This window comes from Anaerobacillus sp. ABA4_114, from assembly GCF_056159065.1.
On record NZ_JBSWUM010000002.1, the window covers coordinates 204002 to 228611 of the forward strand.

At 36.2% G+C, this 24610-nt stretch carries 28 protein-coding genes; 7 read left to right on the forward strand and 21 right to left on the reverse strand.

Going from position 1 to position 24610, the window contains the following annotated elements:
* Positions 1–12: 12 nt before the first annotated feature.
* From ACXAEY_RS22535 to ACXAEY_RS22545, 3 genes are all read right to left on the reverse strand, one after another.
* Positions 13–624, reverse strand: a complete 612-nt coding sequence (locus tag ACXAEY_RS22535) for a hypothetical protein (protein ID WP_474815366.1) — start codon at positions 622–624, stop codon at positions 13–15.
* A gap of 35 nt (positions 625–659) precedes the next feature.
* The gene (locus tag ACXAEY_RS22540; RefSeq protein ID WP_474815367.1) at positions 660–857 is read right to left on the reverse strand and encodes a hypothetical protein; all 198 of its coding nucleotides are present in this window, start codon (positions 855–857) and stop codon (positions 660–662) included.
* Positions 858–1078: 221 nt separating this feature from the next.
* Positions 1079–1588 (reverse strand): hypothetical protein, encoded by a 510-nt coding sequence (locus ACXAEY_RS22545; protein ID WP_474815369.1) that lies wholly within the window; start codon positions 1586–1588, stop codon positions 1079–1081.
* Between the two features lie 666 nt (positions 1589–2254).
* Here ACXAEY_RS22545 and ACXAEY_RS22550 point away from each other — a divergent pair.
* On the forward strand, positions 2255–3535 hold the full coding sequence (locus ACXAEY_RS22550; RefSeq protein WP_474816520.1) for a ribonuclease H1 domain-containing protein: 1281 nt from the start codon (positions 2255–2257) through the stop codon (positions 3533–3535).
* A gap of 141 nt (positions 3536–3676) precedes the next feature.
* Here ACXAEY_RS22550 and ACXAEY_RS22555 read toward each other — a convergent pair whose 3' ends face one another.
* The 6 genes from ACXAEY_RS22555 to ACXAEY_RS22580 form a co-directional block, all read right to left on the reverse strand.
* Complete coding sequence (locus ACXAEY_RS22555; protein ID WP_474815371.1) at positions 3677–3928, reverse strand: hypothetical protein; 252 nt, start codon at positions 3926–3928, stop codon at positions 3677–3679.
* A gap of 41 nt (positions 3929–3969) precedes the next feature.
* The gene (locus ACXAEY_RS22560; protein WP_474815373.1) at positions 3970–4614 is read right to left on the reverse strand and encodes a hypothetical protein; all 645 of its coding nucleotides are present in this window, start codon (positions 4612–4614) and stop codon (positions 3970–3972) included.
* Positions 4615–4809: 195 nt separating this feature from the next.
* Positions 4810–5709: a hypothetical protein gene (locus ACXAEY_RS22565; RefSeq protein WP_474815374.1), complete on the reverse strand. Its 900-nt coding sequence runs from the start codon at positions 5707–5709 to the stop codon at positions 4810–4812.
* A 232-nt stretch (positions 5710–5941) separates the two neighbouring features.
* Complete coding sequence (locus tag ACXAEY_RS22570) at positions 5942–6304, reverse strand: hypothetical protein (protein ID WP_474815376.1); 363 nt, start codon at positions 6302–6304, stop codon at positions 5942–5944.
* Between the two features lie 75 nt (positions 6305–6379).
* Positions 6380–6784: a GNAT family N-acetyltransferase gene (locus ACXAEY_RS22575; RefSeq protein WP_474815378.1), complete on the reverse strand. Its 405-nt coding sequence runs from the start codon at positions 6782–6784 to the stop codon at positions 6380–6382.
* Positions 6784–6999, reverse strand: a complete 216-nt coding sequence (locus tag ACXAEY_RS22580) for a hypothetical protein (RefSeq protein WP_474815380.1) — start codon at positions 6997–6999, stop codon at positions 6784–6786. Before ACXAEY_RS22580 ends, ACXAEY_RS22575 begins: the two co-directional genes overlap by 1 nt.
* A gap of 446 nt (positions 7000–7445) precedes the next feature.
* On the opposite strand from ACXAEY_RS22580, the gene ACXAEY_RS22585 reads away from it, so the two are divergent.
* From ACXAEY_RS22585 to ACXAEY_RS22595, 3 genes are all read left to right on the forward strand, one after another.
* Entirely contained in the window at positions 7446–7763 is a 318-nt protein-coding gene (locus ACXAEY_RS22585; RefSeq protein WP_474815382.1) for a hypothetical protein, read from the forward strand.
* A 562-nt stretch (positions 7764–8325) separates the two neighbouring features.
* Positions 8326–8811, forward strand: coding sequence for a hypothetical protein (locus ACXAEY_RS22590; protein WP_474815384.1), 486 nt, complete (start codon positions 8326–8328; stop codon positions 8809–8811).
* Positions 8812–8913: 102 nt separating this feature from the next.
* A complete protein-coding gene (locus ACXAEY_RS22595) occupies positions 8914–9624 on the forward strand; it encodes a DUF6060 domain-containing protein (protein ID WP_474815386.1) in 711 nt (236 codons plus the stop codon).
* A 174-nt stretch (positions 9625–9798) separates the two neighbouring features.
* Here ACXAEY_RS22595 and ACXAEY_RS22600 read toward each other — a convergent pair whose 3' ends face one another.
* Positions 9799–10221 (reverse strand): hypothetical protein, encoded by a 423-nt coding sequence (locus ACXAEY_RS22600; RefSeq protein WP_474815388.1) that lies wholly within the window; start codon positions 10219–10221, stop codon positions 9799–9801.
* Positions 10222–10396: 175 nt separating this feature from the next.
* Here ACXAEY_RS22600 and ACXAEY_RS22605 point away from each other — a divergent pair, with 175 nt between their 5' ends.
* From ACXAEY_RS22605 to ACXAEY_RS22615, 3 genes are all read left to right on the forward strand, one after another.
* Positions 10397–11539 carry a hypothetical protein gene (locus ACXAEY_RS22605; protein ID WP_474815389.1) on the forward strand — a complete coding sequence of 381 codons (1143 nt, stop codon included), beginning with the start codon at positions 10397–10399 and terminating at the stop codon, positions 11537–11539.
* A gap of 258 nt (positions 11540–11797) precedes the next feature.
* Positions 11798–13087, forward strand: a complete 1290-nt coding sequence (locus tag ACXAEY_RS22610; RefSeq protein ID WP_474815391.1) for an MBL fold metallo-hydrolase — start codon at positions 11798–11800, stop codon at positions 13085–13087.
* Position 13088: 1 nt separating this feature from the next.
* Entirely contained in the window at positions 13089–13349 is a 261-nt protein-coding gene (locus ACXAEY_RS22615; protein WP_474815393.1) for a DUF3006 domain-containing protein, read from the forward strand.
* Positions 13350–13439: 90 nt separating this feature from the next.
* Here the strand turns inward: ACXAEY_RS22615 and ACXAEY_RS22620 are convergent, their stop codons facing one another.
* The 11 genes from ACXAEY_RS22620 to ACXAEY_RS22670 form a co-directional block, all read right to left on the reverse strand.
* Positions 13440–13709, reverse strand: coding sequence for a hypothetical protein (locus ACXAEY_RS22620; protein ID WP_474815395.1), 270 nt, complete (start codon positions 13707–13709; stop codon positions 13440–13442).
* Between the two features lie 590 nt (positions 13710–14299).
* A complete protein-coding gene (locus tag ACXAEY_RS22625) occupies positions 14300–14725 on the reverse strand; it encodes a hypothetical protein (RefSeq protein ID WP_474815397.1) in 426 nt (141 codons plus the stop codon).
* A 164-nt stretch (positions 14726–14889) separates the two neighbouring features.
* Entirely contained in the window at positions 14890–15747 is an 858-nt protein-coding gene (locus tag ACXAEY_RS22630; RefSeq protein ID WP_474815398.1) for a LysM peptidoglycan-binding domain-containing protein, read from the reverse strand.
* A 157-nt stretch (positions 15748–15904) separates the two neighbouring features.
* Positions 15905–16096 (reverse strand): hypothetical protein, encoded by a 192-nt coding sequence (locus ACXAEY_RS22635; protein ID WP_474815400.1) that lies wholly within the window; start codon positions 16094–16096, stop codon positions 15905–15907.
* Between the two features lie 15 nt (positions 16097–16111).
* The gene (locus ACXAEY_RS22640; protein WP_474815402.1) at positions 16112–16963 is read right to left on the reverse strand and encodes a hypothetical protein; all 852 of its coding nucleotides are present in this window, start codon (positions 16961–16963) and stop codon (positions 16112–16114) included.
* Positions 16964–17308: 345 nt separating this feature from the next.
* Positions 17309–18691: a hypothetical protein gene (locus tag ACXAEY_RS22645; RefSeq protein ID WP_474815404.1), complete on the reverse strand. Its 1383-nt coding sequence runs from the start codon at positions 18689–18691 to the stop codon at positions 17309–17311.
* Positions 18692–18805: 114 nt separating this feature from the next.
* Entirely contained in the window at positions 18806–19183 is a 378-nt protein-coding gene (locus tag ACXAEY_RS22650) for a hypothetical protein (protein ID WP_474815405.1), read from the reverse strand.
* A gap of 131 nt (positions 19184–19314) precedes the next feature.
* A complete protein-coding gene (locus ACXAEY_RS22655; protein WP_474815407.1) occupies positions 19315–19689 on the reverse strand; it encodes a hypothetical protein in 375 nt (124 codons plus the stop codon).
* A gap of 17 nt (positions 19690–19706) precedes the next feature.
* Positions 19707–19883 (reverse strand): hypothetical protein, encoded by a 177-nt coding sequence (locus ACXAEY_RS22660; RefSeq protein ID WP_474815409.1) that lies wholly within the window; start codon positions 19881–19883, stop codon positions 19707–19709.
* A gap of 10 nt (positions 19884–19893) precedes the next feature.
* Entirely contained in the window at positions 19894–21111 is a 1218-nt protein-coding gene (locus ACXAEY_RS22665) for a hypothetical protein (RefSeq protein WP_474815411.1), read from the reverse strand.
* A 306-nt stretch (positions 21112–21417) separates the two neighbouring features.
* Positions 21418–24534: a right-handed parallel beta-helix repeat-containing protein gene (locus tag ACXAEY_RS22670; protein WP_474815412.1), complete on the reverse strand. Its 3117-nt coding sequence runs from the start codon at positions 24532–24534 to the stop codon at positions 21418–21420.
* Between the last annotated feature and the right edge of the window lie 76 nt (positions 24535–24610).

The following is a 24610-nucleotide window of genomic DNA, read 5'->3' on the forward strand; positions in this document are numbered from 1 at the left end:
TTTAAATCGAATCTATTTTTCTACTTTTACTTTTTTCTCAAATCGTTCTCCATTTTGACCCTGTGGATTTCTATTTCGTAAGTAAATGGAATCTATTTTTTCTTCTTCTACGGTAGCTCCTACTATTAGTTCTACAGTCGCTTCTGGTTTGATATTTAAATAACCATTATTAATTAACTTTTTTTCTTCTGACAATTGATCTCCTGCATGTTTTACTTTATAGAATGGAATTTCTGTTAACTCGACGTCGGTTTCATTTTCAATAACCATATCTAGTTCAATTGAATCAACAGGTTTTCTTACTTCACTTGTTGTGTTGGTGTATGTTATTTTCCATTGCAACTGGGCGTATTCTTCTCTTAATAATCCATAATCCTCTATTAGAGTAGTATCCATTATTTCGTATGTTCCAAATTCTCCTTCATATGCATTATCATTCTTTTCTTCTTGTTGTGCGCATCCGAACAGTAGCAATAGACTGCATAACATCAATAACTTTTTCATTTCTTCCAACCCCTTAACATGTTCTATTGTTTTGAAATCTGCTACATCTTTTATAGAGTTAACTGTACGCTTGTTCCAGAGCAGAGTATTCTCGTTAACCATTTTACCATAAATCCCCATTCACTTTTTTTCGTTATTAGCTAAGTCACTATCGGTTATATATCATTTTCCCTCTTCTTTTTGTTGCTCAGAGTTAACAGCAAACCAGTAATGCCCGCTGAGAAGGAAGGTGCAATACTCCACGCAAGATAACCCCATTGTCCTGTATAGATAGATAGAAAGAGGAACATAATCGGAAAACCTACTAACACTGTCAAAGAAACAAAGAGTGCAATTTTATTATTAGTTGTCATGATTCACCTCCTGCAAGCTTCTGTAAATATAATTAAAAATGTATCCTTGGAATAAAAACTATGTAAAAAAACGCTAATAAATTAGTTCTATGTATACGTGTTTTTTATATGTTTTGGATATGCATTGTATATGTAAAGTATATTCTATATGCGTGTAAAGTAAGTGTTTCATTCTATATAAACAAAAGCTATAACAATTTGTTATAGCTTTTGGAATCACTTTATTCTAATTCGGTTGCTAGACTTACTGGTGCTAGTTCTACTTGTTTGTAGACCTCTGTCAACGTTTCTTGGGCTACATCAAAATGCTTAATATATTCTGGATGTTCGTTCTCTTCGTTTACGTTTTCCCATTTTTCGTATGCGGTTGAAAGTTCTGTAATCACTTCCTTCAGTTCACTCTCGAAGGGTTTTAGGTCCGATGGGATCTTCATATCTTTAATTGACTTTGAAATGTTTAGAGATGCTTCTGTGGCATGTTTCTTCGCCTCTTCTACTTCTTCTTTAGTTGGTGGCTCCTCTTTAGCTAATAGCTTATCGAAAGAATAAAGTGCAGCATCTTGCTTATTAATGGTCGTTGTTAACTCCATTTGCAGATCAATTAGAGCGCTTTTTACCTCTGTTTGGGAAATCGCCTCATTCTTCGGTTCTGTTACCTCTGTCTTTTCTTCTGAGCAAGCTGCAGTAAAGATCAACGATGCTGCGCCCAATGATAACATTGCTTTTTTCAAAAAAAATCACTCCTATTCGTTTAGTTTAAGTTCCTAAAATTCCCTTTTAACTAATAAGGAGAGACTCCTTTATTGAGTTTCTAATTTTTCGATAACTGATTCCATGCCGGATGGATGAACACACACCGTTCCATTTATAAATATATTGTAAAAAGATATAAAAAGTTATTTTTCGTATGTAAATTGTTCGCTTTTCCTTTTATAATATAGAAAGTTAATATATGAACAACAGTAGGAGGGTCTGACATGAAATACCTCAATGCGTTACATCGATTGGTCAAAACTAAGAGTCGTTTGGCAGAGATAGAGAATATAGATACGAAGACACCAGGCTGTATTGTAAGTTGTAACTGTGGGTACAGAAGAGATCATTCGTCAGAGTATGACGATCCCAGTACAGGTCTTTATTGTCTGAAATGCAGTAAGATCACTAAATTTAAGAATGTTAATATTGCCTAACATACAAAGAGCAATTTAAATTGCTCTCTTTTGTTTTTTAAGTTCGAGATCTATTCGGGTATGAAATTCGCTGCCATATCGTATTTGGTGACATGAGCATAATTTCGTAGTTGTTGTTTAATGCAACTACAACTAGGAGTTAATCCGAAAGGAGGTTTGAAATTGAAGAAGAATGATTCTACCGATTCTACTTGTTATGCGGTCCTTATGGGGAGAGAACCAGGTATTTACTATACGTGGGAAGAAGTATTGCAAGTTACTAAGGGGTTTTTAGGGGCGTCCGTTAAAAAATGCTCCTCTCTGGCTGAAGCTCAGGAGTTGCTTGGTGGAAAACGACGTAAATATTTCCGATTAGCTGAAGAAAAACAAACGGAAAAGTTATCAAATTTACATATGACGAGCATTTACACTGATGGCGGTTTCAATTATCATACGAGCGATTATTCCTATGCATTCGTAGCTGTTAGGAATGAGGCGATTGCTCATACTCAAAGTGGTCTAGGAGCCAATAAAGAAGCGGGCATTTCCTTAAAGAATGTAGCGGGTGAGCTTAAAGCAGTCATGGAAGCGGTAAAGTATGTTGCAATGAGTGGTGGGCGAAGCATGTTAATATACCATGATTTTAATGGTGTTAGGAAGCTTGTCACAGGTGAGCACAAGCCCAAGAATCCTTTTTCCAAACAATACAAGATGTTCATGGAAAAGTGGATTGAACACTATGGATTAAGAGTTGATTTCACTAAGGTTAAAGCACACAACGGAAATAGATATAACGAGATGGCAGATCAATTAGCGAAAGAAGCTCTTTTGAGAACTGATGGTAGAGCTCTCATAGGTGTCGAAGACGTTGCATACATCGCTAAATTGAGAAGGAAAGCGATAAAGATTAAGAAAACCATTGATTGCTTCTCTGGAAAGGGAAAAAGCAGGCAAAAGCTGCTGAGCTGTGGTGAGAATGTTTTTTTAAGTTATCGCCATATGTATTTAAATTATGATGCGGTGAAATCGGATTTAGGAAACTTTGTAGTTAAGTTCATAGAGAAGGCAAAAACCAAGGGTTTAACACTTTCCCAGGAACAAGCTTATCTCTTTTTTATTGTAAACGGGTTGAAAATGGAAAAACGTTATCAAAAGATCCTTATCAAAAAGAAAGCGAAAGTAAATGTAGCTAGAAATCGGCATGATAGTCAATACATAAAAAAATTAAAAGGCGAAGCTGTTTCGATTAAAAGCCCCGTTTACTGTTTTACTGTTGATGATAAAGACAGACAAAGATTAGTTAGTTATGGAATCTCAGTCTTTAATCATAAAAGGTATAAATACAACAGCTTAGGTTCTTTAATGCAGAACATTGATCTGTTGGTTAAATTGATGTTGAAGAAAGCCAATGAAAAAAACATCGATGTTACGGAAAAACAATGCTATTTATTTTTCCTAAATTACTCAGAAAAGATGGAAGTACGTTATCAAAAGAAAATATCGCGATAAGTTATGTGCTGCTGACAATGATAAGAAAAAGACACCGAATAATTTATATGCGGTGTCTTTTGTATATAGAGTATCAAATAACGGAGAAGCACATCTCATGGATCCAAGATCCATCTTTATCTATATCTTCCTCTTAAAACACTATTCTTTTGTTTCGGAGATAAGCGAATTGAATTCCTTTTCAGATATATGTTCGGAATACTTATAGAGAATTTTCGCTTCTTCCTTCTCGCCAGCAGCTATTGCTTGTTTAAGTTTGTTTAATTCGAACGTCTTCTCCTTTTTGAGGAGTAACTCATCAATTTCTTCTAAGAACAGCTCGCGTTCTGTGAGAGGCTCATTGAGATGAGAGTGTCTCTCTTTTTCTTGGTTAAGATTCGTTTCTTCAGACATGTTAGTTGTTCTCCTTTGGTCAAGATAGGGTATTTAGGTCTTTATGACGGTTTAACATAAATGAGAGTTTCTTTGCCGTTAAAGTTAGATACTTCATCGAATTTAACCACATAGAAGTCGGATTCAGGAACATCAAAAGCAATTCGTAAGGTACCGTTTTCTCCACCCTGCAATTCAAGACCATTAAAGTCTTCCTCTTGAGTGTAAGTGTCATAGAAAGGTTCTGTTTCAATCAATTCATCCTCGTCTGTAATGCCTGAAAAATCAGTGTACAATAACAATGTTTCCTCATCCCTAAGGTTCGATACTTTGAATTCCAACACTAAGAATTGATCATAATCTAATTCTTCTGAAACGATATCATTATGTGAAGCTGTGGTCGTATAACCGCCTGTTAGCTTTAATATTAACTCATCGTCCGATGTGAATGTATCACCTACGTGAACGAATTTATTTATGAGTTCTTGGTCGACACCCTTTCCTTCTCCCATTGCCCTTGTATCAATGATTGACTCACGTTCTTCTCTCTCTTTTTGTTTGTTTTCTTCTATTTTCTTTTCCACATCGCTAATCGCTTTTTCTTCTATGGATTGTTTGTTTCCTTCCGATAGTTGTCCCGTATCATTTGAGGAACAACCCGCAATAAAAAAACCTGCTCCTAAGAATAATATGAATAAGTGCTTCATTTATGGTCCCCTTCCTGCCTCTACTCGTTTGGTCACTTCGACAAGGGTAACATACTATTAGTGATCACTGAGCGAATTAAGTAATATTCGAAAAGAGTAAGAAACTTTAGATTTTCATCAAAATAAAAGATCACTCTCAATTTTGAGAGTGATCTAAAACTTCTAGTATCTATTACTAATCTCTGTTATAACTACTTATTTTAATATAGCGCCAGACATAAAACCTGATGTCGCTAAAGCTTCATTAACTGGGGTGCTCATAGTAGCGTTATCCGTATAGAAGGCATCTAATGCACTTATAAAGTAATATTCGTCCTCTGTTATAGTAAAACCGTTTTGGTCTAGGTTGTATAGAGCATTGGAGACAGCATGGAATTTCTGATTGTCCGTTAACGATACCCATTCGTTTCCTGTCATGCCATCAATGTAGGTTTCAGAGTCATCATTACTTGTAGAAGGATTTGATGTACTAGTAGAAGTGGATACTGCATTGGTTCTTGCAAGAGCTCCTTTGATCTCACCTGATGTAGTAATAATCGTATTCTTGATTGGTACTTCTATGTCCGTATTTGTTTCTGCTAGGGTAAGACCTGCTTTCTTTCCTGATGAAACCATGTCTTTATCTTGTTCGTCTAGAAGCTCAAGAATATTGTCGCTTGGTCTATCTCCTACCTCGCGGTCAATATTGAGGTTGATTCCTACAAACTCAAAAGTTCTCAGGTGTACTTCGTAAGTTGGAAATTCCGTTTCACCAACATATCCTAGCATTTCGTTTAAACTTCCGAATGTTTCAAAAAGGTGTCCGTACTTTTCATTATATTCCTCAAAGAAATCTACTAAGTACAGATATTGCTCACTGATTGGCATTTTAGTAAATTCTTGATTGAGCCTTATTGTTAAGTAATTGAGTTCATCTTCTGTTGTGTTTTCATGGTCAATGATATATTCATTAGACTCGACGTACTTCTCTCTGTCTTCTATAGTGGCTGGAGCATTTTTTTCTGATTCACTCATTTCTTGGTTAACAGCTCTTTCATTCACAGAACAGCCCATAACGGTTAGAAGAACAAATGTCGATAACAGAAGCTTTTTCACAAAGATCCCCGCTTTCCTCAGATATGGACCTTAACAGTGCGAAATGAATTGTTCCTGACTTATGGCAGCATAGCCCTTCCTCCTCAAATAAGATAAACTAATTATAATGCGAAACTATAAAGAATAATATGTAAATTTAGAAATTTAAAGACTGATTTAAAAATATATTTTTCCCATTAACTAAGAAAAACTCTGTCTAATACAGACAGAGTTTGGTTCGTTTATTGTCTTTCTAGCGTAAATGACGAATAACCAGGGTGATATCGTCGGAAATAGAATGAGATTCAACAGAATTAGCTTCAATTTTAATTGAATTATCATCTTTAGTGATCACAAAGTTGTAGGATATAAGCTGTTCATTCGACTCAAAATCTTTTTTAAGACTATTCTTTAAATCGACTCCTCCTTTCACGTAGTTGAAATTTTCACTTTTAGAAAACTCCCCATTTGTGTAAAAGCTGGATTCAGAATGATACACAGATAATACCTCTTCTGGGGGATAAGCTTCATCAATAGAACTTTGCAATTCACGTAAAACCTCTAAGAAATTGTCATAGTTATATTTTTCTGTTTTGTTATCCATTGTTTTTAGCATGTACGCCATCTCCTTTTATTGTGTTGTTGAGTTTTTCTTTTAGGTAGTAAATAATATTTTGTTGGTCCAAGTTCACTAATCAATAGTTTCCCTGACCATAACAGGATACGAACTTCTCTCTCCATGAATGATTTTAAAGTCAAATCCTTCGTACCAGTTCACAAGGTCGATTTTGTTGGATTCTGAAGTATCGGCAACTAATATAATTGCTTCGGCATCATGACTGCACGCTTCATCTATAAAAACACTTAATAAACTAGTTCCGATTCCTTCTCCTCTCTCTTCTTCGTTAACATACATGTTCTTTAGAATAGCGATCTTGTTAAATTGCTCTTGTATTAATGGAGCTGCTTCTGCAACACCTTGTTCGTCTAAATAGTTCTTTAACTGTGATTCTGTTTTTGGTTTTGTAACGTAACCATGAATTGATCCTTCGTCAATATTCTGATCAAGTGATATTTGTATTCTTTCTAGATCCATTAGGCACCCCTTTGTTCAACCAGTTTTACTTGATGAAACGATGGGAAGGTTTCGTCCCCAGTTTCTATCATTTCTTGCTGGTATTGTTGCTTTTCTTCTTCAGTAGCTGTTGAATCAAACAGTTTGATGAAGCTGCTAAAGCTATACGGTTCGATTAAGATTTCTTTACCTTCTCTCAATGTTTCCATATACATCGCCATTTTGTCGCTTGTCATAGTAGTGCCTCCTATATTGGGTTCAGATTTGTTTATATATTAAGCTAATTTTCATAATAAGGGTGAAAACAATGTCTACTAATTGTTGCATGAGACATAGAATGGGGATGGATAGGAAGGTTTTATTAAGTTTCCATCCATTGACCTGGGTGGTTCTGGGTGTATATCGAACAATCCAAATGCTTTAGCCTTTGATTGACCTTTAAAAGGTAAGAATAACAAAAAAAGACCTCCTCACACCCAATCAGTATTACAATGTAAGGTGGTGCAAACTGAAGAAAGAAACATAGCTTTGCAAGGAATGTTCCTGTTTATTTGACTCATTGTTTAATGCTACTTTATCAAATTAATAAACTATAAATCTGTGATTGTATCTATTAATTTAGGTATAAAACAGAGTTTTGTCGTTAAGGATGTTATTACTACTAACGAAGGGCGTGTATTATATGGCGAAAATCCACCTTGTAGACAATGTACAAAAAGTTGAATGGGAAGAACTCACCCCTAAAGAAGTAATTTTGGCAGAGAAAGCTTTAGACGCAATAATGATGAAAAATTTTGTTTCTTTTCATTATAAGAATGGAGATAAAGATGTGATCGTTAGAATGACTGGAGAGTTTCTTTTAAATGGGAGCAATGAAGTTTTTGATGACCTAGAGGATGTGATCTTCTGGATTGAACCTGCCATTAAAAAGACAGTTCGTATTTCAGCTTCCGGTCGTTATAATTACAGAAAAACTCTGGAAGTAAAAAAGGACGCATAACAATTGTTGTGCGACATTATGAAGATAGTAACCCATTGGTTACTATCTTCTTTCGCGTCCAAAAAACATAACTGACATCACCAGTCCTAGAATAATAGAACTGCCTTCTATCAATAATCAAATTTAATGATAGTGTATGTGTTATTTTTCTATTCCTCCCCTTCCCTTCTCTTTCTCTTTTCATTCTTTCTTTGTACTCTTTAAAATCTTTTTCTGTTTAGTGAGTCTTCGAGGGTCTTAATAAACTCGTCTGCATTACTTAATCGTTTTCGAGCTTTCTCAAGAAACACCATTTTTGCTTTATTAGAATCATTTGAAGTTATGTAAAAATGGGTCTCGTTTTGCAAGGAATGACTTCAGACTTTTCTTCTGAACTATCTACACGAACAATTAACTATACTACACACAAAACTCTAATATGATTCAACAATACTTTTCATATATGAGTCAAAGTCAATCACAATTCACCTAAAAATAAATATATTTTCCATAAGAAGGTAACAGCTTATACAGAAGCGAAAATATAATCCTGAATCACATAAAAACGGAAGGGGTTTATTGAATGAAAAAGGTATATGTATTGCTGTTAATGATGGTAATGATGGCACTCCTCATCGGATGTTCAAACGCTACCGAGGGGAATGAAGTGGATAAATCATTTCAAACTCGGGATGAAGCATTAGAATTCGGATTAGAGCAAGAGGACATACAAAAGGACGACATTCTTGAAATAATGGGTGTAGGTAATGTTGAACTCGTTATTTTTCGATTCGATGATCCAGACGGAGAGGGAATAACGATTGCAGAACTAGCCAATGAAGATGGGGAATATCAATGGAAAAGGAATCTTCAACGAGTAGTGTTAAAGTCCACAGACCAAACAGTAGGAAATCTCAATGTTAACGCTACTTTCCAGGTGAATTCCAATGAAGAGTATCATTTGTATTTAGGGTTAGCAGATAAAGAAAAAATGACAATCAACACACCTCAAGGTGAAGTCAGTCCTTCTATCAGCAATGGAATGTACTACTACATTTATTCCGAGTAACCCCTTGTCGAAATAAAGTTCATAATTGTCGAACTATTTATATATACAAAAGTCTTTCGGCAGATGATAATGTAATTATTAGGAAGAGGAGGCTAAATATGTATGTTGAAGAAAACGAAAGCAATTCTACTGTCCGCTGCACTTTCCATGGTTGTAACGATGTTTGCAGGTCCCGCTTTTGCAGAAGGTAACACAGAACAATTTTATGACCCCGAGTTCGATGCAACTATTACACCGTATGTTACAACGGAAAATGGGTTAGAACCAATTTCGGAAGAAGAATATGCAGCTTTATCAGAAGAGACCGTCGTCATAACCCCAGAAAGCGAACCTGAACCTGTCTTACCATTACCTAAATCAGGTAAAACTGGCGATGTAGTTTTGCCGGAGAGTTATCGAGAGTATTGGAGGTACGTAGAATCCTCGGTCACAACCTATACCGGAGACCCTATTCAAGTAACCTCAACAATCGATTGCACAAACAATACAAGTTGTACTATTTCTAAAAATGTCTCCTCAACCGTTTCTGCTTCTTATAGTGCCTCGGCGACTGCTGAGAAAGATGCTATTAGAGCGGGAGTATCCTATACATGGGTAAGTTCAGCATCAGATAGCAGTATATACACTTTTACACTCAAGAAAGGTGATAAGGGTTATATCGCCTTCAAACCAACAAAGAAAAAATCAACAGGCAAGCTAAAGAAATACTCAAACTGGGATGGCTATTTATATAGCAAAGACGCTTATGCAAGAAACCCAGTTAAACTAAGCAATGGTGAAGCTAAAGGGATCTATGTTTTCGTCAAACAATAAGCTAGTCTATTTCTTCTAAAAAAGAACATAAAAGAATTTAAAAACCTAACCTCAAAAGGAGCTATGCTACCTACTGAAGTTAGGTTTTCTGTATCTCTTACGTTTCTATATCTTGTAATCCTCGACTGTCATTTCATTACGAATTGCGATAAGTTGATAGTATACATAATGGTTCTATTCCTTCCCCTCTCTTTCTCTTTTCATTCTTTCTTTATATTCTTTCAACTCTTGTTCATAGTCCCTGTTGAGTGAGTCTTCGAGGATCTTAATAAACTCGTCTGCATCACTTAATGATTTACGAGCTTTCTCATGAAACGCCATTTCTGCTTTTTTAGAGTCACTTGCAGAAAAAATATGTTTGTTGTTAATCATACTTTCAGATTGAGCTCTTTCATGGATATGAGTCGGTAGTTCAACTTCAGTAGCTTCATACAATTTGAACTTAAGTAAAAATGGGTATCGTTTTGCAAGGGTCATATACTTCTCTATAGCTTCTGATTTTGTTTCCACTTCAATATAATGATCTTCTGTTTGCTGGTGGTCGGTACTCTCAGTTTGTGTACCCTTTTCTTCGGATACTCTCAAAATAAATGTCATAGTAGCTCCCCCCTCCTTTATGTACATAATAGCACTAGATTGTTAAAAACTGTTGGTTGAGCTCACCTGTATTCGGACACTATTCTTAGTACGAAACTATAATATGAATCGAACCAAATCCATAATATAACAGCAAGATTCAGGATAGACCTATGCTAGAATGAGAAAAAACAAAATGAAAGGAACGTTACAGTTGCCAAAGAAATCTGTACATTTAGATAAACAGGATGAGTGGAAACAGCTCTATAATGATGGGTGGTCATTCACTAAAATAGGGAATGAGTACAATGTTAATTATTCCACCGTACAACGAGTTTTAAAGGGCGTAATCGAACCCCGCCCTAAACAAAAATATGCTCACAAAGCGAAAGAATGGGCAGAACTTTACGAAAATGGGTTATCAACTAGGGATATTGCAGATAAAGAAAATGTTGATGTTAACACTGTAAGTAAGTATCTGAAAAAAGAAGGGGTTGATTTACGGACTCAAGTTGCCAAACCTTCTAAATTCGAAAAGGTTATTCCTGAGTGGGTAAAACTGTATGACAGTGGTTGGTCGTTACATCAAATAGCAAAGAAGTACGGGACTTACCCTCAGACGGTTCATTCTAAGATACAGGATAAAATTGAGATGCGAAAATACACTGAAACGTCTAGGAATTACTCAATTGGGAACTTACACTATTTGGATTCCATCGACGATCATAACAAAGCCTATTGGCTTGGAATTTGGTTTTCTACAGGCTTTGTCGCGAAGGAAACCGGTGGATACGTAGCAGCTCTTGTGGTGTCTGATAAGGATATTGATATCCTAGAGCGATTCCGCTCCGTCATTGAGTATGATAAAGAGATTGAGACATATAAGAATCAATATGGGTCAACTTCAGCCAAGTTTAGGATAACGAGTAAACATATATACGATACCCTTATCTCATATGGGCTTGAAAGTGGTAAATTAAGTACGTTAACATTTCCAACTAGGTTAAGTTCTGAATTCTATAACAGCTTCTTATTGGGATATTACGAAGGAAAGGGTTCTTGTTATCGGACGAAGACACAAAGTTCATCTGTGGCTATGGAGTTTTCTGGAACGAGTAAGATGCTAGCTCAAATAAAGTCTATTATCGAGGAGCAACTCGGAGTCGCCCTCTACTATGGATATTGTAAGACAAATCGGACTAAGGGTATAACAAGGAAGGTCACTAGCCTAAAAACCAAATCGAAAAATAATATCGAAAAGCTAGCTAACTGGATGTATAATGACGTGACTACTTATTCCGAAGAGCGGAATATCTTTAGAATATTAAAAGATGAATAGGGGTTATGCACTTATTCACTCATTTATTGATGGAGAATCATAATATTAATTAATTGGGGAGAAAATCATAACGGTCCACACCGTATGGTTTTCTTTTTTTGTTTCATATAAAGCAAAAATGAATCCTAAGACTAATTAAATTACTTATAAATTGTTAAAGCATAAATCCTTCCTTTTGATGTATTAGAATTAAGTGGTTTAAGTGTGAACAGTTAAGGCTGTTCCATGGTAAGATATGGGGAACCAAGGGGGAATAGGATGAAGAATAAATTAGTTGCTGCACTCTTTAGTTTCTACGCAATTTTTTTACTTACAGGGTGTGCAGAAGATACTGCGCCCGTCCAAAGTTCTGAACCAGAACCACAATCAGAGCAAGCAAGTGGTAATAATTCTGCCACAACAACTGATACTGATCAAGAACCAAAAGAAGAAAGTGCTGACACTGATAAGAATGATAGTAAGGCGACAAAAGAAGATGAAAGTAATAAGAATCTAAGTGGTCTTAAAGCTCATTTTATTGATGTTGGTCAAGCAGATGCTACGTTAATTGAGTTTGAAGATGAAGGTGAAGAATATGATATCCTCATCGATGCTGGAGATTGGAATGAACATAATGTAGTGAACTATTTAAATGAACAGGGAATTACCCAACTTGATATTATCATTGGGACTCACCCTCACTCTGATCATATCGGGCAAATCGAGAAAATCATCAATCAGTTTGATGTAGAGGAAGTTTGGATGTCTGGGGATATTGCAACCTCCCAAACATTCGAAGGGTTGATTGAGGCGATTGATAAACATGGTGTTGGGTACGAGGAACCTAGAGCTGGTGAAGAATATGAGGTCGGTCCTCTATTGATACAGGTGTTTAACCCTATAGAATCAAGTGGTGACCTAAACAACAATTCTATCTCGTTCAAAGCAATATATCACAATGCTTCCTTTCTCTTCACTGGGGATGTTGAAGAAGAGGTTGAAATGGAAATGGTGAACCGAGGGTACGATTTAAAAGCGGATGTATTCCAGATGGGACATCACGGGTCTAATACTTCAAATTCTCAAATGTTTGTAAATGCTGTTAGTCCTAAGATAGCCATCTACTCTGCAGGTGAAGGAAATAGTTATGGTCATCCTCATGATGTTGCTCTAAATCGTGTAACAGACATCGGAGCAGAATTATATGGAACAGACATTAATGGAACGATTATTGTAGAGACAGATGGAAACGAGTATAGTGTTACGACCAATCAAGATGGGAATATCACCCCTTCTTCAAGTGGTTCTACTGATTCCAAAGAGAATGAGATAGAGTCAGCTCCTGATGAAGAGTCTGAGCAAGCAACTAACTCATCTTGTATCAACATCAACAAGGCAAGCTCAGAACAATTACAAGAGATCACCCATATCGGACCTGCAAGAGCTGAAGAATTGGTTAAACTACGACCGTTTAGCTCTGTCGATGATTTGAGTAGGATAAATGGAATTGGACCTTCGAGGTTAAAGGATATTTCATCACAAGGCATTGCTTGTGTAGGAGGTAGTTAAAGTGAGAGCGGTTTTAGATCGCATTGAAGATAACAAAGCTGTGATCTTGGTGGAAAGTGAATCATTACAATATATCGTGGAAAAATCTAAATTGCCTGATGATGCAAAAGAAGGCGATGTTTTGGAAATTGAGGTTACTAACGATCAAGTTTCTTCTATTGCTGTAAACGAAGAAAAAACTGAAGCGACTCAAGCCTCTATTCAAGATAAGCTTAAGAATATGAAGTCCAAAAAGAAGGGCAGCAAGTTTAAACGAAAGTAAGTATTTTTTCTTTTCTGTATGAAATAGACAATTAGTCACTAGAAAGCCACACATAACCTTTGTTGAAAGGTTTATGTGTGGCTTTTTTAATTATAAATTCACTTTTAGAAGTTCAAGATTTCCCTTGTTCACTAAGAATTCGGTGTTCTTGGGTCCAGGAACCAATAATGAGCTTTCGAGAATGATGATGATTTTTTTGCTTATTAGGATCGCGACTGCATTTCTTACATCGCTTTCACTGTACCCCTGTATAATGCAAAGATTCACTACTTCGCCGACAGTGTAGAAGTGATTTTCTGAAAGGTTCTTATACAAGAAGTTACGTAGCTCGGAATTGATATCTTGGATGGTTTGATTCATGGGTGTTCCTCTTTTCTAATAGTTTCTATGGACAGTATAGGGGAAAACGAAAAAATTTCAAGGGAATTTCAGGATTGATATTGCTACAATTGTCTGGTCTTCCGATTCGACTTCAATACGAGATTTACTCGAAAAAAGTCACGTAGAACAAGGATAATGTATTGATGCGTCAGCGGATTGTTAACGGAATCACTTCGTATTGCGCGTTTGCTTCGGAATTGAATTGAAGTTAATCGTAAAAAGTTCAATATTTTAAAGAAAGTGGTTGACATCTGCTATTTAACAGCTTGATATGAATGTAACGATAAAGAAAGGAGGAAGTGATATGCGATTTCAGATGTTTCGTTGTCCTAAGTGTAGCTTTGAGTTTCGGCATGAAATGAAGCGGACTCGGTATGGTGGGATACCTTTTTATTACGGAAAATGTGGTTCGTGCCGAAGAGAAAACTACGTAGTATGTGTTTAAGAAGCCTATAGATGACTGAGACGCTTATATTAGTAATAAAGATGTGTCTTTATCAATCGCCTTCAAGCTTGTCATTAAAAAACCAAAGGAGAATTTTCCTTTGGTTTTCGTTCATTTTTAAATTTCACGATTTTTTAAATGGGCTCTCCCCTAATGGTGTATCAAAATAACGCGCATATAAAAGTTCGAGAAGGTGGAATCTTTGCTTTTTAGGAAGTTCATTAATAAGAACGAACATTTCTTCAGCCTTATTATAGGTTTTTAATTCTCCAAACCTAGCATTTAAGAAGTTAATAACGTGACCAAGTGTTTTATATTTATTTATTTTCACACCTAGCTCCGTGAAATGAATTTCCCAAGAGGCGTCTGGTGATTGAGCATGTACACCATCTTCATTCCTTGGGTAAGGTATAGTCAAATGGCACTCGCCATCCGGGGTATCAACGGTAACTCCGCACTTCATTGTATCATCTTCCATATACATTGCAGTTTTGCTATCCATGCCGGTTAATTCCCAAATTCGTTGTCTTAATTCAGTGGGGCTATCCATTTTTATATTGCCTCCTTTAGGTTTTTTTAAATCATATTACGGTTCTACTTCATTCTAACACGGTAATTATTAGTCAAAAGTAAAACATTAGAATCGAAAAACCGAAATAAATAAAAAAGCATCTATCAAAATTAGATAGATACTTTTGGAATTCAATATCTTTATTAGTAGTTAACCGAAGTTCCGTAGGGAACTTGTAAACGAAGGACTTCTCCATCGTTCATTGTAATTTCTAAAGTTGTCGGATCTACTGCATTAATAATTGCAGCATCCATAAGTAACAAATCTAAATTGACTTGTAGTTGATCGCCAATGATAACAAGATTGCTTTCCTTGTTATTCAATGACTTGAGCTCGCCGGTTACTGTGTTGAAGGTATCGGCTAAACTCCAAAGAGTGTCTCCAGGTTTAACAGTATAAATACCGATATCCTGAGAGTTGGTAGTGACAGCTTCTCCTAATACCGGTTCTTGAATATTCTCTTCTAGGTTTGAACCTGAAGGTAACTCAAGAACTTCACCAGGAAAAATAGTGTTTCCTGTTAGTTGGTTCTTACTCTTTAATGCTTCTACGGTAGTTTTGTACTTGATTGAGATGCTATAAAGAGTTTCACCTGAACTAACTGTATGATTCGTTGAAGAAGGATCTACGTTTGAATCAGCTGTTACTTCGTGTTGTTCATGTTTATGGTGAGTAGTCACTTCACCGTCTGGCTTTTCTGGTAGGTCGATGTCTTGACCAACATAGATAGTTGGAGAAGTCATTCCGTTAACCTCCAAAATCGTGTCGACATTTGTACCAGTATCTTTCGCTAGAGAGTAAACTGTATCTCCAGCTTTAACTGTGTGAGAAAACCCATTAGCTTCTACTATTCCTGTGTTTGCAGAAACTAGTATACCTGTCCCTAGCACAGTAGTAATAGCTACTTTTTTAGGTGTCTGTAGCATGTTCTTGCATGCTGTGTTCTTTTTAGCTGCCATTTTTTGTGCTTCAATTCTTTCTTTTCTTGTAGTGTTGATCATTTTAATTTCCCCTTTATTAGTTAGTTTGGTTTTATGTATTTTGCTAAATATAATCCGAATTGAGGGGAAGTCAACAAAGTTTTTAAAAAAGCCGATAAAAAAACAGTGAATTGGACCATGGTGGTCATTCACTGTTTTCCTTGGGATCATTTTGTTATTACATTGCTTCCTCGTCTAATCCGAGTAATTCCACTTCTTCGTGCCATTCTTTGATTTCTTGAGTAGAAATAATCAATGTGGTTTCTACGATAGAGTCCTTATCAATGCCTTGGATAGTCTTTTTATTCGTTACAACTACACTTTTTTCTCCTTCTCTTTTCACTAAATATGCCTTGATTTTTTTATACATAAGGTCACTCCTTTATTAATTATTGTTTGGGTTTTCTTTTTCTATACCTATTACCTTCATAGGATTGTATTCGTTCCCCTCGAAGTGCATTAATGTCGAACTGATTGAGTGTGAATCATTCTTAAAACGCTCCATTGCGTTACCAATAAAGATTTGTAGGTCTTCATTAGACATCGAGAGGTCAAGTTCACCTTGGGGAATATAAACAAAAACCATGTCTTTTTGAGGAATAGAAAAGATGAATTGTGTTCCGATATGTTCTCTAACCCAATCCGCCATAAAGAACTGATAGTTAAAGGGTTTATCTTCGTTATGATAGATCTGGACGGTCCCCGATTCTAGTTTTACTTCCTGAACCTTTTCAATCCAACCTTGACGCTTTAGGTTTTCATACGCTTTCTGTTTAACTACTTTTTCATCAATCTCTTCTGTTAATAACTCTGTTCCAATTGGGAAATAATACTCCTCCATACTAGCCATAAAAAATACAGAGAGGTCCACATAAAAATCCTCTTTAACGAAAGAAGGTGGCTCGGCATTGCTATTGGGTATTGCAGAGGCGAATTTCTCATTTCTGATTGTTGGATAAATTACATCCAGTAGTTTATCAATAGTAGGTTTTTCGCTAAAGTGACTATTAATTTGGGCTTCTATTGTTCTTTTGATATAGTTCATTACGCTTGTAAAATCACCCTCTTGTTTGTATCTCTTCCACATATTAGTTGTGTAAAATTGGGCTTTGTAATTACCTGATTCTAAGGCGATGGTGTAACTATCTATCATTTTAATATTATGAAAACCTTTGAGTTCTTCCTCTAAGAATTTGATACTACGTTCAGTAAACTCTTCTTGGGATAATAATTTCAATGTGTGTCCTCCTAATATTTAATTTGTTTAATGATTTTCGCAGAGTGCTCGGAGTTCATATCATAGGTTAAGGTTTAATCAATGACATCTCTTCTTAGTATCTCCTTACAATAGTACCTCCATACAATTACAACTATATCTGTATCCTATCTTCACGACAACTATTTGCTAACCAACAAGGAGTTATCAAAAAAAACAAAAATGATATAGAACACTTTTATTGATTAATGTAAAATGCTATTAAGTGTTAGAGGTTTAATATATTTAAATTTTTATTACTAGTATGGTACGTGAAATTTTTAGTTTATGTGTGAGTCGCTCAAAATGGCGACTTTTTGGGTTAATTTAGCCTAGTAATCCTAATTGGATTGCGGTGAATCGTACTCTTGTATAAATTAAGTTTTCATTGTGCTGCATTAAGTATTGGTATTTAATAGCGCTATCCTCTTCTATAATGTTGCTAACTACATGTGAAGTGGCGTCTTTACAAACAATGACAACATCATGCGAAATAGACGAGTTTTTTATATGAGTCGGACTTTTTTCGAAAGGGTCTAACCAAGTGACTTTACCGACTAAACCTTTTAAGAAGTTTACGTATCTGCTTCCATTTTTGTTGGTAACTAAGAGAACAGAAAAATCCCCTAAATACTGATAAGGATTTACTGAGTCATTTATGTAGTTAGTATCCTCGCTCTCTTTCTCTATTTTAGGAGGTGGTGATTCTTTGATGGTTTCTTCGATGACTTCGGTATTTTTGTAGCGAAAGAGTAAAATAACGCTTTCGCCCTCCGTCTTCTTAGCTTTATATGGAGTGTCCTCCTGTAAGTGTTTTGTTTTTGAATGCTCAATGGTGTACACATTATTTTCTAGATCAAGAAATGCCCACTCATTGTTCTTTCTAACTAGGTGACCGTATATAACATCGCTTGAAAAGTTTTCGATGGGTCTAGAAGTAGTTGAGATTTTCTTTTTGTGCATGTATTTAATATTCTTGCGGTATTGATTCGATAATAAAGGAACTTTCTCGTATTCGTATATATTGCTAAGGGTCATCATACTCATTAGGTATTCCAACATTTTAGATGGTGGGATACTATCTAGATATCGCTCCATTAATCTGGTGTTATGAATCTTTAATTTGTTATTTTCTTTTTGTAAGGTATTATTTTGTTCTTTTAAGGGCTGAGTGATCTTATTGATTTCTTTTTTAGATACCTTACTATCTTCTCTGGTCCTTCCAAGGTCCAGCTGCAACTCCTTATTCTTCTTAGAAACTGCTTGGTACTCGCGTTCCAAACTGTTGTTATTTGCCTCTAATTCTGCAATTCTCTTATACGAATCTTCCTTTATCATATGTTCGATTTCTTTTTTCTTGTCTCTCAATTTGTTCTCTAAATCTAGGATATGAATCTTTAATTCGCTTATTTCATTGGCTTGAGACAAGTTCTTTTTTTGCAGGGAATTTATTTCTTTATTTTTCATTGAATTGTTTTCAGTTTCATTTATTAATTGCCTCGAAAGTTTGTCCAACTTATTTGATAACTTAGTATTATCATTTTTCAATCGTATATTTTTGTTAAGAAGCTTTTTATATTGTTTATCACTTTGGGATAACGTTGATTCTGGTTCTGTTTGCTTATTAGTTTGGATTTTTTTCATCTTTTCAATCAGTTTTGTATTGTCTTTTTTGTTGAACCTGTTTTGAGTATTTCTGGATTTATTCATTAAAAAGCCTCCCTTACTAATAGGTTATTATTAGTGAGGGAGGAATGCAAGAAACTACCAACTAAGCTAAACATATACATAATATATAAGTATTATCGATCTATCGTCTGGCAATTAACCAATCTCTCTTTTCGCTTTTGTTCGCAAACGGTCCACAATCTCTTGATAACCCGATAAATTCCCCTTTTTTAATGTTGCGTAGTAGTTGATATGCTTCTGGGCTGCAGCAAGAGCTCCTAAGAAATGTTCCATTCCAAAGTCTTCTTTAATTTTTCCCAATAAGTATTCGTTTGTGGAGTTGTTGAAGGCTCTTTTATATTCTTCTCCGTTCATCATCGCGAGGAAAATCGTTATAAAAGCCTGAGCCGATCCTTCTGACATTCCAGTGTTCTTATTGATTTCTAGCTTCCCTTCGCTTCTACTCAAACGTCCTAGGTATACTTGTTTGGCTGTAGGATAGGCATCTTTGCTCATATCTAGAGTGATTTTCATACGAGAACCTCCTTGGTTGTGATATCAAATGAAAAGCATGAATTTCCGTTATAAGAAAGACATCCTACTACGCATAGGAGGATGTCTTTCTGTGATAAAGAAGATTTAGTACAGAGAAATTATAGAAGGTCTTACACTGTACTTGCTTTGATTGTTTTTTGGAAATCTGAAATATCGTCCTCGCTGAAGATGTTTGTAGCTAGTCGTTTTACGAAGTTCCAGTAAGTCTGGAACTCTTCATAATCATGACCTTGAGATTTAATAAATTCTACCAAACTTCCTCCAGTGAATATAAACTTTGAACGGACAGATATAGCATCCCAATACATATTCGCGCGTACATTTGTAGAAGTATCATTGTCTTTTACGCGCACAAAAATTGATAGAGGGCAACGAAGTCTCGGGTCTCCTTTTTCATGACCTGTCCCTTTTTCGCCTACATACATTGTAGTGATGTAATTCTCGTCTTCGAAAACCATTTCTTTGTTCGTGATAGTAAAGTGCATTCTCTATTCCTCCAGGTTTAATTATTGTGGAAAATATCGTTTTCTTTTTCTAGTTTTTTTTGCGCTGCTTGAGCTTCTTTTCGTTCCCTGAACTCAAGGACTTTAACTTTAGTTGACTCGGGATCTTTCTTCTTGGTTAACATTTTTACAAATACATCTTCTACCGCATAACACGCCTTTCGGTATAATCCCATTTGAATCCTCCTAAGAAATCATTTTTCTTGCTACATAAAACCGACGACCTAGCCAACCAAGTACAATCGCCAAAAATCCTGCGCTAGTTTGGGTGGTATCTTTTAATCTCTCAGCCTTATACTCATCATATCCAAGGGTGTAATGGTGATTAAAAATCTCTTCAGACGCTACTTTTTCATCAGCGATAACCAAATCTTCTCCGCTCCGACCTATGTTATAAGCTTCTGTCTTGATTTCCTCAACTTCCTCATTAGATTCGAAGCCTTCTTTATACCAAGATACATACTTTTCTTTTTCTAATTTCGGCTCTTTATAATTCAGCATAGAAAAGGCTGCTTTGTACCCTTGGTCAAAGTATTTTCTTTCAAGTATCTCTTGTCCTTCTTTAAAACCGTCTTTATACGCTTCTAAATAACTCTCTTTAATGTCAGTTGGTTCATTTGGAGAATCGTTTTCACCATCTTGCAAGCCAAGCGCATGAAACTCTTCCTCTTTCTCTTTATCTCTCTCGCTTACTGCACGATTAAAGCCTTCTTCGAAAGAAGATTTTAATGAGTCATGCTTTGAGTAGGTATTAGGTACAGAAAGTTCATCTTGTTTTTGACCAAGTTTGTAACCCTCTTCTTCAGCCTTTTTCTTTTCTGATTCTAACTTGGTAGCGCCCTCTTCATAACCGGTAGCATAACTACTTGCGTAAGCTTTTTGGTAAGCGTCAGATCCGTCAGTAGATACGTCTTTAGAGCTACCTGCATATCCATCTTCCAAACCTGCAGGGTATCCTGCCTTTTCTCCATTTGCTTTATCCTGGTCTTCTTGTTGTTTTTGCTTTTGAGCAGGACTGTTATTGATTTTGGTAGTGTCATAGCCAGAAGGAGCTTCGCATGGAATTCCATCATCAACAGTGTTTCCCCATCCGTCTAAACGTTCAGGATCATAAGTGGCACTATAGCCTTTTTGGTTCCAGTAAGCGACAACTTCATCGTAAGAAGAAAAGTCGCTGCAGTCTTTGTCATTATTCGTTCGAGCTGGAGTGCTAGAAGAGTTGCTGCTTCCTGATGACGACCCCCCTCCATTGTGACTGTGGTAACCCGAACAAAGACCTTTTGCTTTGGATTTTTCAGAACAATTATGACCACCGCTACTGTCCGTTCTTCCCCCGTGCGCTTCTGCAACGTGAGAGAATGCAAAAATCGAGAAGATGGTTAATAAAAAAATAAAACCTTTCATAAAGATCCCCCTTAAATTGGATGTGCTTGTTACATTGATTTTATAATGCTAGGGAGCATAATGGTAGTTTTTTCTAGGGTTAATGGAATATTTAGGGTGAATGGCACAGGTATTATTCTATGTTAATGACTTACAATCTAGCAAGAATCTGCTAACCTAGTTTTTTATTCCCTTTGGAGAAGCAATATCCGATTGTTGGGGGGACTTTGGATTATGTTGAGGAAGGTCATAGGTCACTTGATAAATAAAAAGACTAGCTCTATCCGTTTAGCACGGACCAAGCTAGTCTTTTTCATATTTGGAGGTTTAAATTGAACCCTGAACATCGTCTTCATGGAAATAAACTTTTGTCTTAGTTCCATTATTATCAATAAATCCGTAATACCAGTAGTTACCGATGTACTCTGCTAAGATACTTGATTGGTAAGCTACAGTGTCATGGATCGTGCTAGATTGATTTTGATCTAGATATGCATTCGCGCCACCAAAACTTGCATAAACAGTCTTACCTACAAATGGCTTACTACCCTGAACATCGTCTTCATGGAAGAATGCTTTAGTAGTGGTTCCGTTATGGTTTATATAACCGTAGTACCAGTAGTTTCCTATATACTCAAGGGTTACCTTAGAAGCGACAGGATAGTTTTTATAACTAGTGCTAGACTGATTTGTTTCCTGATAAGCCTCAGCTCCTCCTTCGCTTACATATACGGTCCTTCCTACAAATGGTTTGCTTCCTTGGACGTTATCTTCATGGAAGTAGGCTTTCGTGCTATTTCCATTAAGGTTTATATATCCGTAATACCAGTTGTCGCCTACATATTCTAACTCTAGGGCTTTAGCGATTTGATGAGTCATATAGTATTCGCCTGATTGGTCTTTGGAAACATATGCGTTTGCACCGCCATTACTTACATAGACAGTTTTACCTACAAACGGCTTGCTTCCTTGAACATCATCTTCGTGGAAGAATGCTTTGGTACTCGTGCCATTATTGTTTATATAACCGTAATACCAATAGTTTCCGACATACTCTAAAGTAAGGTTGGTTGCAACTGGATACGTATTGTACGTAACTCCCGCTTGATCTTCAGCAGCGTAAGCCTTTGCTCCACCTTTACTTGCATATACGGTTCTGCCTACAAAAGGCTTACTACCTTGCACATCATCTTCATGGAAGAATGCTTTTTCGGTGGTTCCGTTATTATCTATAAAACCGTAATACCAGTAGTTACCGATGTACTCAAGTGTTAGGGTAGTTCCAATCGGAGAGCTCTTAAAGAAATCTCCCGCTTGATCTTTCCCTTTATAGGCGTTTGCACCGCCTTTACTTACGTATACGGTCTTTCCTACGAACGGCTTGCTTCCTTGAACATCATCTTCGTGGAAGAATGCTTTGGTACTCGTACCATTATTGTTTATATAGCCGTAATACCAATAGTTTCCGACATATTCAAGTGTAAGGTTCTTACCGATTGGATAGGATGTAAAAGTATTACCTGCTTGGTCTTGAGATGAATATGCGTTTGCGCCACCCTTACTAGCGTAAACTGTTCTTCCTACAAATGGCTTACTTCCCTGGATATCATCTTCATGGAAGAATGCTTTTTTAGTTGTACCATAGTAATCGATATAACCATAATACCAGTTGTTCCCAATATATTCTGCTTCAAGAACATCAGCAATCGAGAAAGTCTTATAGACTTCGCCTGATTGGTCTTTCGTGACATAAGCATTTGCGCCACCTTTACTTACATACACAGCTTTCCCCATGAACGGTTTGCTTCCCTGGACATCATCTTCATGGAAGTAGGCATTTTCACTTTTGCCGTTATGGTTTATATAACCGTGGTACCAGTAGTTACCGATATAATCGAGAGTCAGAGTTGCTCCGATTGGGTACGTACTATAAACTGAGCTAGACTTACTCGTTTCTTGATAAGCTTTTGCTCCTCCCTCACTAACATAGACGGATCTACCTTCGAAAGGTCTGCTATTCTGAACTTCATCTTCATGAAAGAATGCTATATTAAGTCCTGCTTGAGTCTCTACGTATCCTAAGTACCAATTGTCGCCTACATAATCTACATTTATATTTTCACCAGCACTAAAGGTTTTGTAATCGCCTGAAGACTTGTCTCTTTTTATATAGGCTTTTGCACCCCCATTACTAGCGTTAACATATAAAGAAGGCATATCATTGTTATCAATGGTTATTATCTTGATAGGAAAAATATCCATGTCATTTTGGTAATCGTTATATATGTTGAAAGAACGAATAAAGTTTTCCTGAACGTTCTTCACGCTATTTGTTTCAAGGTCGTTTATGTTTTGAGCACCTATCTCATTATATGTGATGGCATATTGAGAACCGGCATCGCTGTTCTTCCATTGCATAAACTCAATAGGTTTCGGTAAGTTTTCGAAAGAATTGTTTTGGAACGTTGGATTTACAGCTCCGCTTGCTAAAATTCCTCGGTTATTCCCATCGGGTAAGTTCTTTATTGTATTGTTTTCAATTGTTGAATTTGCCCAATTTAGGACTCTGATTCCATTCGTTCTCATTTTATCTATTACGTTGTTTTGAATAACGACATTGCTGTGATAGCTTCCACCAGAATATTTGTGAGTACCAATTGCTGTGTCTAAGTTATAAAACAGATTATCTTTTATATAGACTTGATCATTTGCAGTTTTATCAAATTTACTCCATGGATTGTTAAACCCTTCTGTTGAAAGGTCTGGAGTATCTAAGTTAATAGCTTCTTTACTTTCATAAGTTGAAGCGTATGAATTCATGAATTTATTATTATTGATATGGATGTTTTTAGTAGCATCCACCTCAATAAAGTGACCTGAATACATGTTTTCGAATTGTATGTTTTCGATGATAATGTTTTGGTTATGTCCCGCAACGATTGCAAGACCATCTTTGTGGAAATTCATATCAATAATCGCTTTACCGCTACCGATAAAGGAAATGTTCTGTTCTCCATTATGACCGCCATATACATCAGAGTTTTTACCAAGCGATGGACGGATCAATTGGAATAGAGATTTAGACGCGGAAAACTGGGATGTCCCTGTCTGTGTCCCTTTATTGATCACAACTCCATCATTAAGGTTAATTGTGACATTCGAAGGAACATATAGCGTATTACTAATCGTATAAGTACCTTTCGTTAGGGTTAGTGTGCCTCCCCCAGTTTGTTCAAGTTGCTCTAAATATGAGCGTAAAACATAATATTGCTTTGTGTAACTATTGTAAGTTGAGTAATTCGTCATGTTGCCGTTATATGGTTCGCTAGATGGTGTAATGGTGTAACTTGGGCTAGCTGCATTGGCATCTAACGAAGTTAAGGATAAGGATAAAAATAAAACAAAAGTTATTAGAGTAGGAAAGAAAAATTTCTTTTTATTCACGTAACGTCACTCCTTTCAAAGTGACTATAATGGTATTGGTGTTTTTGTCAACGTAGTGGGGTCACTAAGCCGTTTG